The sequence below is a fragment of the Nostoc sp. genome (genome assembly GCF_036917655.1).
Taxonomy (GTDB): Bacteria; Cyanobacteriota; Cyanobacteriia; order Cyanobacteriales; family Nostocaceae; genus Nostoc.
Genome location: NZ_JBALCY010000027.1, coordinates 21,603 through 37,873, shown reverse-complemented (window position 1 = coordinate 37,873; position 16,271 = coordinate 21,603). Strand labels below are relative to the sequence as shown.

The 16,271-nt window shown below is 42.6% G+C and carries 10 protein-coding genes; 6 read left to right on the top strand and 4 right to left on the bottom strand.

The features are described from left to right. Window positions 1–142 precede the first annotated feature (142 nt). From V7K30_RS11820 to V7K30_RS11800, 5 genes are all read left to right on the top strand, one after another. Window positions 143–2,482: an AAA family ATPase gene (locus tag V7K30_RS11820; protein WP_334999276.1), complete on the top strand. Its 2,340-nt coding sequence runs from the start codon at window positions 143–145 to the stop codon at window positions 2,480–2,482. Window positions 2,483–4,178: 1,696 nt separating this feature from the next. Continuing rightward, entirely contained in the window at window positions 4,179–5,408 is a 1,230-nt protein-coding gene (locus tag V7K30_RS11815) for a sedoheptulose 7-phosphate cyclase (protein ID WP_334999274.1), read from the top strand. 4 nt (window positions 5,409–5,412) lie between these two features. Further along, entirely contained in the window at window positions 5,413–6,246 is an 834-nt protein-coding gene (locus V7K30_RS11810; protein ID WP_334999272.1) for an O-methyltransferase, read from the top strand. A 167-nt stretch (window positions 6,247–6,413) separates the two neighbouring features. After that, on the top strand, window positions 6,414–7,808 hold the full coding sequence (locus V7K30_RS11805) for an ATP-grasp domain-containing protein (protein WP_334999270.1): 1,395 nt from the start codon (window positions 6,414–6,416) through the stop codon (window positions 7,806–7,808). Window positions 7,809–8,239: 431 nt separating this feature from the next. Further along, window positions 8,240–9,322, top strand: coding sequence for a class I fructose-bisphosphate aldolase (locus V7K30_RS11800; protein WP_334999268.1), 1,083 nt, complete (start codon window positions 8,240–8,242; stop codon window positions 9,320–9,322). 102 nt (window positions 9,323–9,424) lie between these two features. On the opposite strand, the gene V7K30_RS11795 is transcribed toward V7K30_RS11800, so the two are convergent. Then, window positions 9,425–10,885: an inorganic phosphate transporter gene (locus V7K30_RS11795; protein WP_334999266.1), complete on the bottom strand. Its 1,461-nt coding sequence runs from the start codon at window positions 10,883–10,885 to the stop codon at window positions 9,425–9,427. A 687-nt stretch (window positions 10,886–11,572) separates the two neighbouring features. After that, the gene (locus V7K30_RS11790) at window positions 11,573–12,241 is read right to left on the bottom strand and encodes a ribonuclease T2 family protein (protein ID WP_334999264.1); all 669 of its coding nucleotides are present in this window, start codon (window positions 12,239–12,241) and stop codon (window positions 11,573–11,575) included. A gap of 185 nt (window positions 12,242–12,426) precedes the next feature. Between V7K30_RS11790 and V7K30_RS11785 the strand changes: the two genes are divergently transcribed. After that, on the top strand, window positions 12,427–13,593 hold the full coding sequence (locus V7K30_RS11785; protein ID WP_334999262.1) for a pyridoxal phosphate-dependent aminotransferase: 1,167 nt from the start codon (window positions 12,427–12,429) through the stop codon (window positions 13,591–13,593). A 188-nt stretch (window positions 13,594–13,781) separates the two neighbouring features. Here the strand turns inward: V7K30_RS11785 and V7K30_RS11780 are convergent, their stop codons facing one another. Then, window positions 13,782–14,753 (bottom strand): hypothetical protein, encoded by a 972-nt coding sequence (locus V7K30_RS11780; protein WP_334999260.1) that lies wholly within the window; start codon window positions 14,751–14,753, stop codon window positions 13,782–13,784. Window positions 14,754–15,102: 349 nt separating this feature from the next. Further along, complete coding sequence (locus V7K30_RS11775; protein ID WP_334999258.1) at window positions 15,103–16,251, bottom strand: hypothetical protein; 1,149 nt, start codon at window positions 16,249–16,251, stop codon at window positions 15,103–15,105. Window positions 16,252–16,271: the final 20 nt, after the last annotated feature.

The following is a 16,271-nucleotide window of genomic DNA, read 5'->3' as shown; positions in this document are numbered from 1 at the left end:
TTGCGATCTGATTGCGATCGCACCAAGGTAAAGCTTACTAATCCTAGCCTTTGCGATTGCTACCCTTCGGGAAGGCTTCGCCTACATTCCGCTAATGCTACATTCGCAATGACATAAAGTATTAAATAGGAGTACAGAAACGTTGACCTCACCACAACTACCCCCCAACGCCTACACCGATGCACCCCGGCAGCACCCCAACTTAATACTTGGTAGCCTGCAACTGCTTTTCTGGATTGTTTTTCACCCCTCAGCTTGGCGTAACCACCTCAAGCGCATTGACCCCACTTTAGACACCGACTCCTCTTTGATGATCTTGTTGAGACAAGGGGCATGGCGAAACCTTCGTCTGCGGCGGTTGCTTATCCAGGGATACTTCATCTTACCTATCCTGGCTAACTTACTGCTGGGCTTGGTGCTGTGGGCATTGGGTGAACCAATCCCAACTATACTTTTTGGCGTGGCGTACAGTGTGGCGGGAGGCGTGGCGGGAGGCGTGGCGGGAGGCGTGGCGTACAGTGTGGCGGGAGGCGTGGCGGGAGGCGTGGCGGGAGGCGTGGCGTACGGTGTGGCGTTTGGCGTGGCGTTTGGCGTGGTGGGAGGCGTGGTGGGAGGCGTGGCGGGAGGCGTGGCGGGAGGCGTGGCGTTTGGCGTGGCGGTAGGTGTGGCGGGAGGCGTGGCGGGAGGCGTGGCGTTTGGCGTGGCGGTAGGCGTGGCGGTAGCCGTGGCGTACAGTGTGGCGGTAGCCGTGGCGTACAGTGTGGCGTACAGTGTGGCGTACAGTGTGGCGGCAACTATTAACTCTTGGCGGCCTGTCCTATCCTTTCCATTTTTCATTCTCTGGAATTATCTCCTCTATAGATTAGATAAAGGGCGTAATGGTAGGAGCTTTTGTTTATTACGCTTTCACTCCGCCTTCTGGGATGAGTGGCAACGTTCACACCTGCCCCGCTTGGATGAGCATCTCCTCTTCGTAATCGAAAATAACCCAGTTGAAGGCAAAGCTGCTTTAGAATATCTCAGTACCAGCCCCCAACGCTGGGCAATACAACCCGCACAATTTGAACTGGATGTACACAGTTTACAAAGCTGTGCTGATGTAAAAGCTATTCGTAACGCTCATCGCAGTCTGATAATTGACGAACTAGAGAGTGAAGTTAGCCCTCTACTACGAATCTTTAGCCGTATCAGTGAGGATGTAGATGCTGCTCTCAATCAAGCAAGTGCTTATAACCAGCGCTTACTCCTCAGAGATGTTGCAGATAAATTAAATCTACAGTTGCAGAACTTCGCTCGTAGCAGCGACAAATATACAGTCCGTTTCTACCCCATTATCAAAAGTTGGCGTGAGATAGTCACTAATTATATAGATGAACTGGTTAAAATCACAGAACTCCGCCAAGAAATTGATAATCCCTACATTATTGGCGTACCACTCAACGAGCAACTAGAAATTTTCACCGGACGCACCAGCATTGGCTTACGCATCGAACAACTACTGCGCGATCGCCGTCGCCCACCTCTGCTACTCTATGGTCAGCGACGTATGGGTAAAACTTCCCTCCTCAACAACATCGGAAAATTACTACCCAATTCCATCATTCCGATGTTTGTGGACTTGCAAGGCGCACCTTCATCAGCTAGTGACCATGCAGGTTTTCTCTACAACCTGGCTAAAGAGATGGAGAAGTCAGCGAAAAAGCAAGGTTTAACTCTACCGTCCCTAGCCCGCGAAGTGTTAAAATCTGACCCCTTCACCTATTTCTATGAATGGCTAGATAAAGTAGAACAGGCTCTAGAACAAAATACCGCCTTACTAGCGCTAGATGAATTCGAGGTGCTAGACAACGCCATAGCCAAAGGTCGCTTTGATGAACAGGATGTTTTGGGGATGCTGCGTAACCTCATTCAACATCGTCCCCGCTTCAAGGTGTTACTGGCTGGCTCTCATACTATCAAAGAATATCAGCGGTGGGCTAGTTATCTAATTAATGTCCAAGTAGTGCATATCTCGTACCTCAAAGAAGCGGAAGCACGACAATTAATTGAACGTCCCGTCAAAGATTTTACCCTCCGCTATGAACCCAATGCCGTTGAGCGAGTGCTACAACTCACCCGTTGTCACCCGTTCTTGGTACAACTACTCTGCGCGGAAATTATTGTCCTTAAGAACGAACAAGACCCCTCTATTCGGCGATTGGCAACTTTAGCGGATGTGGAAGCCGCGATACCAGAAGCTTTGCAAAGTGGTGGCTTTTTCTTCGCTGATATTCAAAACAATCAAGTAGACGCTACCGGACAAGCTATTCTACGTTTTATCGCCGCTCAAGCGGAAGGAGCTATAGTTAGCCACCAAACTCTATTGCAACAGTTCCCCGATGCTAATATTACTCTCAGCTTGCTGTTGCAACGGGAGTTAATTGAGAAAGTTGACGACGGCTATGGCTTCCAGGTAGAGTTGATTCGCCGCTGCTTTGTTTGAATCATGTCCGGTAAGTTAGCTTATGACAAGTCTTCTGCCGGATATGATATCAAAGACTCGTTGACGGAGTTCAAAGACTCATCTAAGCTTAACTATTCGTTGCCCAGAGTTTTATTTACTAAAGCTACGCTTTATATCATCTGCCTGGGAACAGCCGCGAACTCTGTAGTTAAAAGTTAGGAGTTATTTATTCCTAACTTCTCATTAATTTCTACTTTTTTAGTTTGATGCTTAGACTAAAACAACGTGAGTTCAACGGGTTGATTTAGGTAAAAAAAGGGTGAAACTTAAATTAAAGGAAAAATACGCATGGTGTCTGTGCAATAGAATCTATTGTATCTCCGCTGGATGTAACGCAAATTTTTTGTTAGTTTTATCGATTACACCCCTAATGAAGTGGCGTAGAAATCCTCAAGACCGCGCTGCCTCACCGGATTAAGGATATTGTTTGCATACTGTTATACTTTGGCGCTTTCGCAAGAAAGGGCTTTCATCAATGCAGGGCATTTTATTACTGATAAGTGAGATAGCATATGCCTGCTGTATAAAATATCTATCTTTAGAAATACTTTGTTAAAAATGCCTGGTTACACAGTCCACCCCGCATGGTGGATTGACTTAAATATATTTACATATGTTATGATTTGTATTATTCTAATGTTATGATTTGTATTGTAATTCTAAGTTAACAGCCAGGAAATTATTTGCTGGTTTAGGCTATTTTAGGTTAATTTAAAACTAGAAAGCCAATTAAAGCAAACTTAGAAGTTTTTTAACACACAACCATTCATTAATAAAGTTAAAGTTTTGTTACTAGAAACTCAGATATATCTAAATTCTGAATTTTCAGGAGTGACTGATGTAGGTATGTTGAATACTGAGCAGTTAATTGACTGGATAAAGAAGAATTCTACTGTGATTTTCAATACAGTGTAGTAAGTCATCTTCGTTTTTAGCCATTTTATGGTTTGAGACTAATGCTAAAAAACTGCAAGTTGAGTATTAATCATGCCTGTAATCTCAAATTTAAATCTGGAGATAGACAATATGAGTAGCTTGCTAAGATAGGATTTTTGCAAAGTCGAACGGTCGGAAAGTTCCTAGAGACAAACATAGTGGAGTTGATTAAAATTCAGGAAAACTTCCTAAAAGTCCACTGTCATTCTGAAGAAAATAGAATGTTGCGAGTTTAGCGATATAAGGTTTAATAGTAATGCTAAAAAACAGCGAATTAAGGGTTAATCAAGGTTCTAATCTCAAATTAAACCTTGGAGATAAACGATACGAAGATTTCTCCAGAACAGACTTTTTACGAAATCGAACAGTTGGAAAGCCACTATTAAACATAGTGGAATAAATCTGAATTCAGATCAATTTTCCTCTGATTAAAATCAATAATCCCCAAATAAAAATTGCAAGTTTTATGGCAATATATTGTTAGTGGGACTAGTTGACTAGTTTAGAGGTTATCCTGAATATTAGATTAATCCACCTACAGAATTTACTCAAATGAATGGTGTTGTTTAATAACCTTGCCAGTCAGTAATAAAATCAAGCTTTTTTATTAAAAGCTTATTTTGTGTTGCCTTTTATCTCAAAGGATAAAGAGCATTATTTGCTGCTGGCATACATTAGGGTAAATCGCAATTATTTCCGAAATCTCACAATTTTTTTAATTGGAATAAGGACAACAGACATGAATAAGGTTCAAGCATCGTTTGAAGCTACGGAAGCTGCATTTCACGTGCAAGGTTACGAAAAAATCGATTTTAGTCTTGTCTATGTGAACGGTGCATTTGATATCAAAAACAGAGAAATTGCAGATATCTATACGAAATTGGGTCGCTGTTTGACTGTGATTGATGCAAATGTCTATAAACTTTATGGTGAGCAGATCAAGTCATATTTTAGGCACTATGACATTGAACTCACAGTATTTCCCATTATCATTACTGAGCCAGCTAAAACCCTTGCAAGTTTTGAAAAAATTGTTGACGCTTTTTCGGATTTTGGCTTAGTTCGTAAGGAACCAGTTTTAGTCATCGGTGGTGGTTTAATTACTGATGTGGCTGGATTTGCTTGCGCTGCTTACCGTCGCAAGAGTAACTACATTCGCATTCCTACCACGTTGATTGGTTTAATTGATGCAGGTGTAGCGATTAAGGTAGCAGTCAATCATCGCAAGTTGAAAAATCGCTTGGGAGCATATCATGCACCTTTGAAAGTGATCCTGGATTTCTCATTTTTGAAAACTTTGCCAACGGCTCAAGTTCGTAATGGGATGGCAGAGTTAGTGAAAATTGCTGTAGTTGCTAACTCTGAAGTCTTTGAACTGCTATACAAATATGGCGAAGAACTGCTTTCCACTCACTTTGGACATGTGAATGGTACACCAGAACTTAAAGAGATTGCCCATAAAGTCAACCACGAGGCAATCAAAACTATGCTGGAGTTAGAGACTCCTAACTTGCATGAAATAGACCTCGATCGCGTCATTGCCTACGGTCATACTTGGAGTCCTACCCTAGAATTAGCACCTCACATACCCCTCTATCATGGTCACGCGGTCAATATAGATATGGCTTTGTCTGCAACCATTGCAGCACAACGAGGCTATATTCCAACAGGGGAGCGCGATCGCATCCTAGACTTGATGAGTGGTATAGGTCTATCACTCGATCATCCTCTACTAGATGGCGATTTGCTGTGGTATGCTACCCAGTCTATTAGCTTGACACGAGATGGCAAACAACGCGCAGCCATGCCTCGTCCTATTGGTGAGTGCTTCTTTGTCAATGATCTGACTCGTGAAGAACTTGATGCTGCCTTAGCTGAACACAAACGTCTTTGTGCTAAATACCCTCGTGGCGGAGAAGGTGTTGACGCATACATTGCAACTCAAGAAGCCCAGCTATTGGGGGTGTAAAGATATGACGAGTGTTGTAGGACAAGAAACAGCCAGACCGATAACGCCACACAGCATCTTAGTAGCCCAGCTACAGAAAACCCTCAAATTGGCACAAGAGAGTAATATTCCCGTAGAGATATTAGATTCTCTGCGCCAGGGAGTTCAATTAGCAGCGGGTTTAGATCCCTACTTGGATGATTACACCACCCCGGAATCGAGCGCATTAACAGCATTGGCGCAAAAAACTAGCAAAGAAGACTGGAGCAAACGCTTCACTGATGGTGAAACAGTGCGTCAACTAGAGCAGGAGATGCTCTCAGGACATCTTGAAGGACAGACATTGAAAATGTTTGTTCACATGACCAAGGCAAAGCGCATCCTAGAAGTAGGAATGTTCACAGGATATTCAGCCTTGGCAATGGCAGAAGCGTTACCAAGCGATGGGCAACTCATTGGTTGCGAAGTAGACTCCTATGTCGCCCAATTTGCTCAAGCTTGCTTTGGTGAATCTCCCCACGGCAAGAAAATCGCCGTAGAAGTAGCACCTGCCCTAGAGACACTCCACAAGCTAGCAGCAAGAAAAGAAGTATTTGATCTGATCTTCATCGATGCCGATAAAAAGGAGTATGTAGAGTACTTCCAGACCATTTTGGATAGTGACTTACTAGCTCCTGACGGCTTAATCTGCGTGGATAATACTTTGTTGCAGGGACAAGTTTATCTACCGTCCGAACAACGCACCGCTAACGGTGAAGCGATCGCTCAGTTCAACCGTGTTGTCGCCGCCGATCCTCGTGTAGAGCAAGTTCTGTTACCTATACGAGATGGTGTAACCCTGATTAGACGCGTTGTGTAATTGAGGGATGAGGGAGATGAGCAGAGAAGTCTGAGCCTCGGCTCAGACTTTTGAGGGATGAAGAAGATAAGAAGGAATAATTTTTCGCTTGCTTCCTCATCTCCCCCTGCTCAAGAAAGCTTCCTCATCTCCCCTACTTCCTCATGTTTCTTTACTTTCAAAGACTTATGACACAATCAATCTCCTTATCTATGGCTGAATCTACAACGTCATCAACTGGTGTCAGGGTAAAGGTAGTGGCTCTATTCAAGACTCTCGGTACTCTGACATTATTACTAATAGCCTTGCCGTTCAATGCTTTTATAGTGTTGATATCTTTGCTGTGGGGGATTGTGCAGCCGTTTACGAAAAAAGCTGTCGTAGCTGCTCATCCTCAGACTATCTTGGTGAGTGGAGCCAAGATGACTAAAGCATTGCAACTTGCCCGCTCCTTCCATGCAGCAGGACACAGAGTTATTTTGATTGAAGGTCACAAATACTGGTTGTCTGGGCATCGATTCTCAAAGGCTGTAAGTCGTTTTTATACAGTTCCCGCACCGCAAGAAGACCCAGAAGGCTATATCCAGGCGCTAGTAGAAATCGTTAAAAAGGAGAGGGTTGACGTTTATGTACCTGTATGCAGTCCTGTAGCTAGTTATTACGACTCTTTAGCAAAGCCTGCACTATCAGAGTATTGCGAAGTTTTCCACTTTGATGCAGATATAACCAAGATGCTAGATGATAAATTTGCCTTCACTGATCAGGCGCGATCGCTTAGTTTATCTGTCCCAAAGTCTTTTAAAATCACAGATCCTCAACAAGTTATCAATTTCGATTTTAGTCAAGAAACCCGCAAATATATTCTTAAAAGTATTTCTTACGACTCCGTTCGCCGTTTAAATTTAACTAAACTTCCCTGCGACACCCCAGAAGAGACAGCAGCCTTTGTCAACAGTTTACCCATCAGTCCAGAAAAATCTTGGATTATGCAAGAGTTTATTCCTGGTAAGGAGTTATGCACACATAGTACAGTCCGGGATGGGGAATTAAGATTGCATTGCTGTTCAAACTCTTCTGCATTTCAAATCAACTATGAAAACGTCGAAAATCCTCAAATCCGTGAATGGGTGCAACACTTCGTCAAGAGTTTGTCACTGACTGGGCAAGTTTCTTTCGACTTTATCCAAGCTGAAGACGGTACAGTTTACGCCATTGAATGCAATCCCCGTACCCATTCGGCAATCACAATGTTCTACAATCATCCTGGGGTTGCAGACGCCTATCTTGGTAAAACTCCCCTAACTGCACCTCTGGAACCACTAGCAAGTAGCAAGCCCACTTACTTGATATATCACGAAATCTGGCGACTAACTGGTATCCGTTCCTGGAAACAATTGCAAACATCGGTTAATACCCTAGTGCAAGGCACTGATGCCATTTACAGCCTTAATGACCCTGTACCATTTTTGACTTTGCATCATTGGCAGATTCCCTTACTTTTACTGAAGAATCTGCAACAACTTAAAGGATGGGTAAAAATAGACTTCAACATTGGCAAACTGGTGGAATTAGGTGGCGATTAAATGCTTCTCCTCTCCCTCCTAGAGCGTCACTCTAGGAAAGCGAAGTGCTTACTCTCAGCAGAACAAGCAATTTATTCAAAAAGCCCAGCAAGACTTATGGTAGCAGAAAGGGTGATCACAAAGCAAGAACCTTATGGTTACAGCAACTCTGTTAAAGACCATTAACCTGCAAACTTGGAGACAAATTCTGGTCTTTTAGCGTGATCCTATCGCTTTGCATCTTTTTCAAGAAGTTATTTGTTTGGGAGAAAATGCAAATTCTGACTATTAAATCTCACCTTTAATCAGTAAAACAAGTTTTTACAATTGATTTAAGATTGCTATATCAGAAGGATTTTACATATAGTTAATGCCTGCACAACTAGGTTAGCAATATTAAAAATGCTATCTTAAAGGCAAAGGTCATTTGCTAAATTTTTGAGGAAAACGCTATGACTACAACGCTCATAGAGGCTACTTCTATCGAGTCATTGCTAGGTAAAGAGGCAGAAGACCTGCTTACCTACAAAGCAAAAGTTTCTCGTGATTTACTACATTTGCCGGGTTCAGACTTTGTAGATCGAATTTGGCTCAACAGCGATCGCAATCCCCAAGTATTGCGTAATCTCCAGCTACTTTACTCTACTGGTCGTCTGGCGAATACTGGTTATTTGTCTATTCTACCAGTAGACCAAGGGATTGAACACTCAGCAGGTGCGTCTTTTGCGCCCAATCCAATTTACTTTGACCCAGAAAATATTGTCAAGCTAGCGATCGCCGCAGGTTGCAATGCGGTTGCTACCACTTTGGGGACATTAGGGATCGTTTCGCGCAAATATGCCCACAAAATACCCTTTATTGTCAAAATCAATCACAACGAATTGCTGACTTTCCCCAATCAATTTGACCAGGTATTGTTTGCTGATGTGGAACAAGCTTGGAATTTAGGGGCGGCCGCCGTAGGTGCGACAATTTACTTTGGCTCAGACCAGTCTACCAGACAAATCAAAGAAATCAGCCAAGCTTTTAAACGCGCCCATGAACTGGGGATGGTGACAATTCTCTGGTGCTATCTGCGGAACAACGCTTTTAAACAAGATAAAGATTATCACCTTGCTGCTGACCTCACCGGACAGGCGAATCATTTGGGTGTGACGATTGAAGCCGACATCATCAAACAAAAGTTACCCGAAAATAACAATGGTTATGGAGCAGTTGCCAAAGCCACTGGTAAGAGTTACGGCAAAACCGATGAGCGAGTTTACACAGAATTGACAACTGATCACCCAATTGATTTAACTCGTTACCAAGTACTGAATTGCTACTCTGGGCGTGTGGGGCTGATTAATTCTGGTGGGGCGACTGGTAAAAATGACTTCGCCGAAGCAGTTCGCACGGCTGTAATTAACAAACGGGCTGGTGGTACGGGATTAATTTCTGGGCGAAAGACGTTCCAGCGTCCCTTTGAGGAAGGTGTGAAGCTATTTCACGCCATTCAAGATGTTTACTTGTCGCCGGATGTGACTATAGCTTAGGGAGTGGGGGAGCAAGAATTTTAGATTTTGGATTTTGGATTTTAGATTGAAATTTAATCCAAAATTTAAAATCCAAAATCCAAAATTGAATTGCCCCATTTCCTACTTCAAACCCAGAAGATTCAAGACTATGTACAAGCTCCCGGCATATGTAGCAGAACCAAGCAGTACGCAAACTGGCAGTGTCAGCACCCAGGCTAGCAGAATATTTCTCAAGGTGTCCGCTTGCAAACCAGAATGGTTCGCCGCCATTGTACCCGCTACACCAGATGATAGGACGTGAGTGGTGCTGACTGGCAGACCGAAGTAATCCGCAGCACCAATAGTTGTCATAGCTACTAACTCGGCGGAAGCTCCTTGAGCGTAGGTAAGATGGTCTTTGCCAATCTTTTCACCCACTGTCACCACGATGCGTTTCCAACCAATCATTGTGCCAAGACCTAGTGCAATGGCAACGGCAAATTTTACCCAATTGGGAATAAATTTGGTTACTTTATCCAACTGCTTCTTATAGCCGGTAAGCACCTCTTCTTGTTTGGCATCAGTTAATTTTTTCTGGTTGTCCAGTTTCCCAATTGTTCCAGCGACTAGATACATATCGGTTCGTAATGAGCCAAGCTCATCCTGTGAAAGCTGCTTGAAACTAGTCTTACCAGCAAGCTTATCTCCAATTGTCCGACTCTGGGCTGCAAGGGCTGCGAATGTTTTATCGTTGGCTTCGCCAGTTGGTTTGAGGAAGTTGGAAAGCTCATCTGTGATGTTTTGGCCATTCAAGGATGTTCCAGACACTTGTTGTTGCAGCACTGGAATCACAGAGTTGGACGTAGCGGCCAACTGAGCGATCGCCCTGGCATCGGTATCCATATTCAGTGCAAACATACCCGGTAGAATACCCACTAAGATCAGCATGATCAGACCCATACCTTTTTGACCATCATTTGAACCGTGGGCGAAGCTCACACCAGTACATGTCAAGATTAACAAAGCACGTATCCAAGGCGGTGGTGTTTTATTCCCTTCTGGTGCACGGTACAACTCTGGTCGGTTGATCAGTCTCTTAGCCAGCAGTAACAGCAGTCCGGCGCAGGTGAATCCAACAATTGGCGAAACCAGTAGAGATGTGAAAACTTCCTGGGTCTTTGCCCAATTCACGCCCTCGCCAAAGACATGACCCTTAGACAACAGTGAATTTGCTAAACCAACACCCATGATTGAGCCAATCAGCGTATGTGAACTGGATGCAGGTAAGCCCAAGTACCAAGTTCCCAAGTTCCACATGATCGCCGAAATCAAAAGTGCAAACACCATTGCGAAGCCTGCACTTGAGCCAACATTAATTACCAACTCAACGGGAAGCAGGGCAACAATGCCAAAAGCAACGGCTCCACTTGATGTCAGCACACCAATTAGGTTCCAACAGCCTGACCAGACGACGGCGATGTTTGGCTTCAGGCTATGAGTGTAAATGACTGTAGCAACTGCATTTGCAGTATCATGAAAACCATTGACAAATTCAAAGCTTAGTGCTAGACCCAGCGCCAAAGCCAGAAATAAATATTCCATTTAGCACTCCTAATAAAAGACAAGAATGCAGCCTGACAAAAATAATTTGTGTTGTGAAAAACTATTAAAACTGGGAAAAAAACCTGGAGTTATTGCAATTCAACGAGCTACTCAAAAAGTTATGGTTATAAATACAACCTTCTCCTGAACAGATTTTTTGATTGCATTTGCTATCTCGAAATAAGAATAGGTTCTAATTACAATTGAAGATTAGGATAGATAGGTTAAGAAATAAATAAGAAACAGTAAATAATAAATTAAGGAACTTCAAATCATAGTTGTGGGGATTGGGGAGTGGGGGGAGCAAGGGGAGAAGAATTAATACCCAATGCCCCAAGGCTATTTCATTCTCATCTAGCCCGGCTCAGAATGAATTCTGAGTCTAATAGCGAAAGTTCGTCTAAAGACGACTGAGAAAAGGTTATAGTCCAATACGCTTGGGTTAGCGTCAAAAATCTTAAACTGTGTAGGTTGGGTTGAGGAACGAAACCCAACATTTTTGAGGGTTTGTTCGGTTTCACTTCCCTACGGGACGCTGTTCGCGAACGTTCAACCCAACCTACGATTATCCTTAACCCAAGCGTATTGGGTTATAGTCCGTTAAAACGTACTTTAGCTATAAGAAAAGTAACTTTAGTTCTGGGCGGTTTATACCTAGAACTAAATAGCCTGCCCCATGCCCCATTGTTATCTAACGTTTCTCAGTAAGAAATCTGGCTGACCACAACTTTTTTGCGATCGCTTCAAAATCTCGGCGCTACAAATACCAGCTTCACCGTTTTTGGAATAACAAAAGAAGACTTCTTGCAAAAATCTTCCCGAACCAGAACAAAAAGGTGCTATACCATCAGCACTAATTTGATTATTGGCACTCACAAATGAATTTTTAAAATTTGTAATTGTGGTACGCAAGGGTTTATTCGGACGATTATAAGCTGCGGGAATAGCGATAGCATCTTTTAACTTTTTACTGAATGCAAAGTATTCCGCAGGAGTTTTCCCCGAACAAGTACCATGTTTTTCCCATTCATGATCGGGAAGTTTATTACTAGGATACAAATTGGGAAACTGCTGCTTTACTTCCGACGGTAATTTTTGCGTGGAACAATTAGCAGGATAACCAGTTTGGTACTGTGGCCACAAACCATGTAGTACAAAACCAAGTTTCCTTCCAGAACCGCACTGCTGCGGGTCACGAGTACCATTTGCTGCACAATAATCCGGCGACCAAGAGAGTGTTAAGACATAAAAATCAAATTGACCCGGAGTACCGCGATTTTGAGCAATGGCAGCATTAGGTATAAAAAGACTAGTAATTAACAGAGAACATGCGATGAAAAGTTTATTGAATTGCATATAATTAGTTTTCCCTAAAATCAAAACACTACATAGACTATATTGTTAAGAGTCAAGGGTCAAGAGTCAGTAATTCTTCGTAATTATCCAGTTCCCAATCCCCAACAAATTCAGAAAAAGCAAATCTTGGTAGGGATTCTGGGATATCCTTAGATAAGTGAAAGATTTGCCAAAATATAGTAAGAATGAAGCTGGCAGCAAGAGTAAGTCAGGTAACACCTTCATTAACCTTAGCGATCGCAGCCAAGGCTAAGGCACTGAAGGCGGAAGGAATAGATGTTTGTAGTTTTAGCGCTGGAGAACCAGATTTTGATACCCCAGCGCATATTAAAGCCGCAGCAGTCAAAGCTTTGGATGAAGGCAAAACCAAATACGGTGCAGCAGCTGGAGAACCAAAGTTAAGGGAAGCGATCGCCCACAAGCTTAAAATTGATAACGGTCTTGATTACAAGTCAGAGAATGTCATTGTCACCAATGGCGGGAAACATTCTCTGTACAACTTAATAGTGGCGCTAATTGATCCAGGTGATGAGGTAATTATCCCTGCTCCTTACTGGTTAAGTTATCCCGAAATGGTGACTTTAGTCGGTGGAGTTTCAGTAATTGTGCCTACAGATGCAACGACGGGTTATAAAATTACTCCCGAACAACTCCGTAAAGCAATCACGCCCAAGACGAAGTTATTTATCCTCAACTCCCCATCTAATCCCACAGGGATGGTTTACACGCCAGATGAAATCAAAGCACTGGCGCAGGTAGTAGTTGATGCAGATATCTTTGTCGTCTCTGATGAGATTTACGAAAAGATTCTCTACGACGGTGCAGAACATATCAGCATCGGTTCTCTTGGGAAGGAAATTTTTGACCGCACTTTGATTAGTAATGGGTTTGCGAAGGCTTATTCGATGACTGGGTGGAGACTTGGTTATTTAGCGGGGCCAGTGGAGATTATTAAAGCCGCGAGTACCATCCAAGGGCATAGTACATCTAACGTGTGTACCTTTGCCCAATATGGTGCGATCGCGGCTTTGGAAAGTTCTCAAGATTGTGTCGAAGAAATGCGTCAAGCCTTCGCCAAAAGGCGACAGGTAATGCTAGACAGACTCAACGCCATTCCCGGATTGAGTACTGCAAAACCAGATGGCGCTTTTTATCTGTTCCCTGATATCAGCAAAACCGGTCTAAAATCCCTAGAATTTTGTGACGCTTTGTTGGAAAAACACCAAGTTGCAGTCATTCCCGGAATTGCTTTTGGCGCTGATAACAACATTCGCCTTTCTTACGCCACAGATATGGCGACGATTGAAAAGGGAATGGATAGATTGGAGAAATTTGTCAAGTCGCGTATTTAGTTAGTTGTTATTCGTCATTCGTCATTTGTGAGGAGAAATTACCAACTCTCCAACTTCTTAACTCCACCTTTTCGACTCAGAACTGGTGGAGTTGATTTTCAAACCTAAAGTTCCGAGTTTTGAGCTTGAAGTTCCAACGAATGAATCAGATTCCAGGGTGTCAAAACTTGCGATCTATAGTTGCTTCATCACGTCCTAAACGTTTTGCTAGCGAGCCTGTTGCTCACTTGACCACTCTTAAGCCAATAGAGCATTTGCAATCTTTCTTTGCTGCTTGCTGCTGTGGCGTGTGTGAGAGCTTTCTCCAATTCTGAAATATCGATTTGGAATGGACGACTCATAACAAAATCACTAAGTACACCATCTAAAAGTTTGACGTAGTTTGGCGCATCTTCATACAGAATTGGTATTACAGTTGAATTAACATCAATGGGTTTATCACAGAAGGCTAACCTTCGTTCTAAATAAGTTTCTCTGCATGACAGTGTAGGAAGTATAGTAGCAGAAGATCCTGGCACATTAACAGAACCGTAATATTGAATTCCATGACTAGGAAGCATTATCTTTTGAACTTCCCACAACCCTAAGTGTTTACCCCAATCTGGTAGACCAATTTCCTCAGAATCATCTATCAATTGAATAGGTTCTGGCCAATTAAAGGGTGCTTTTTGCAGATTTAGTGGTCTCCAACCTCCTGTACATATCTCAAAATTAACTTCAACATTAGGATAGGTGGTTACCAGCAGATATCGAGACCCGCTTTTTTTAATGTTTGAAATGCCTTTACTGATATCATAAAAAGACAAATGCACTAACGCATCTCGGCACAAAATAATATCAGCCTTGGGCAGTGTATCCTTTGTTAGGTCTAGCCTTCTAAAAACTCGATTGTGTTGTGCATATTTGTCTATATTTGTTTTACAAATGCTGTGAACTATATCAGCACCCAAATATGTACTGACTTCGAGATCAATCTCTTTCATCCAATTGAAGTCACCACAGGCGAGATCCAAAAATGTTTTTGCATCTAGGTTCTTAACTAGACTGGGCAATTTCCTCCTAATCTCCTCTGTTTTTTTGAGGGTTGAACCCCAGCCAGAAGCTGACTCAGGACAATTCCATAGGTTATGATGAAAAATGGTCTTGAACGTTTCTTCCATACTTAAGTAGGTGCGTGGGAAAATTTATAACTATGTCATTGCGAGCGGAGCAAAGCGAAGTGAAGCAATCACAAGAGTTTCGAGCATTTTACATTTCGTTACATAGTTAGGTTTATTTGAGCTAACTTACTTAGTGTTTATCTGAAGTAGATACTGGAGACGACTTAATAACACCAAAGAAATGACTTCCTGCAAAATCCTAAGTTGACGCGCATCTAAATTTGATAATTTAGCGCCAGAATCGGTTTGCTGCCTTAGATTGCCCTGTAAAACTAGATGACGAACAGCTGATCAAATTGCATGAGAAGGGAAGCAATCAAATCGTAAGGAGAAGCAATATGCAGAGCAGTCAAAAAGAATTGTCATTGAGTAATTGAAAATATCTTTTGGCTACCATAACTATGACAATTTTATTCAAACGCGCAAGCTCAATTAATGCAAATTTGACTTCATCGACATTCTCTTGATGATCAGCGTTACATAGAGTTTGTTTGTGCGGCTCTTGTTCCGACATGTTCTTCGCAATTGTCAGTCTTTCTTCTTCAGAGTCAAAAGAGTCTCGAAGTCTATCTTTATTCCTCTGCCCGGGAGCTTCAGCCTGTCCACGAATTTTGGCATCTTCTTCAATATTCTCGAATGAGACCTTAACTTTTTGAAGTCCTTTCCGAATTGCCTCTGTACCCATCCCCTGCCAAGTATCAAGCTGTAGCAAATAGCTGTCACACACTTCCCATTGAAGACGAGCCCCAAGGATTGAAGCGGTTAGTAACGTGGCTAATTGTATGTTGGGTGCGTTATTTACCCATCCCTCACTAATATGTTTCACAAAAAGAACAGTAAATCGTTCTGAACCATCTCTCCCATTTTCCATTCCGTATAAGATAGGTCTAAACAATCTGCCATCTGATGACTGGAACGTCCATTGGACTACTGAGGGTTCTTGTCTCCCACAATGGGCTAGGTAGATGGAGTCTTCAAGCTCTCTTACCCATCCTTGATTACTATCTGATGGTAGATTCTTGACGATCTGTTCCCAAGTCCAGTTATTATTTATCCAAGGATGAGGATCAATCAGACCAAAAATTTCCAATGACCCTGAGGTTTGGGCTTGAACACGAATCTTTTGTGATAAATTTTCTCTGTTCAGATCCTTATGATTTTCTAGAATCAAAGTGATTGCCTTTGGAAAAATCTGTTGACGGGATCTAGAAATTGATTGATTATCGTTATTTTGTCCATTCATTTCATCAATATTTGCAATACTACTGCTGAGTTGTCCTGGTTCGCAGTCTAAAACATTTTCCCATTCCAAACCTAATTCATTGCAAATAGATTGGAAGATATTCTTATTAACAGATCGTCTGGCAAAAAAATTCCATAGAGTTTGTCGAGAACAACGTGCCCTTCCTGCCAAGTGGTCTTTTGTCCAACCCCTGAGTCGAAATGCTTCCTGAGCTTTTTTCAGCCCATCTGTCGATGCTCGGTATGACCTATCCATTGCCAACCTATCACAACTCT

Bases quoted from the DNA above. Each gene is read 5' to 3' on its own strand.
- V7K30_RS11800 (WP_334999268.1), top strand. From the start codon at position 8,240: ATGACTACAACGCTCATAGAGGCTACTTCTATCGAGTCATTGCTAGGT.
- V7K30_RS11810 (WP_334999272.1), top strand. From the start codon at position 5,413: ATGACGAGTGTTGTAGGACAAGAAACAGCCAGACCGATAACGCCACAC.
- V7K30_RS11815 (WP_334999274.1), top strand. From the start codon at position 4,179: ATGAATAAGGTTCAAGCATCGTTTGAAGCTACGGAAGCTGCATTTCAC.
- V7K30_RS11805 (WP_334999270.1), top strand. From the start codon at position 6,414: ATGACACAATCAATCTCCTTATCTATGGCTGAATCTACAACGTCATCA.
- V7K30_RS11780 (WP_334999260.1), bottom strand. From the start codon at position 14,753: ATGGAAGAAACGTTCAAGACCATTTTTCATCATAACCTATGGAATTGT.
- V7K30_RS11790 (WP_334999264.1), bottom strand. From the start codon at position 12,241: ATGCAATTCAATAAACTTTTCATCGCATGTTCTCTGTTAATTACTAGT.
- V7K30_RS11785 (WP_334999262.1), top strand. From the start codon at position 12,427: ATGAAGCTGGCAGCAAGAGTAAGTCAGGTAACACCTTCATTAACCTTA.
- V7K30_RS11795 (WP_334999266.1), bottom strand. From the start codon at position 10,885: ATGGAATATTTATTTCTGGCTTTGGCGCTGGGTCTAGCACTAAGCTTT.
- V7K30_RS11775 (WP_334999258.1), bottom strand. From the start codon at position 16,251: ATGGATAGGTCATACCGAGCATCGACAGATGGGCTGAAAAAAGCTCAG.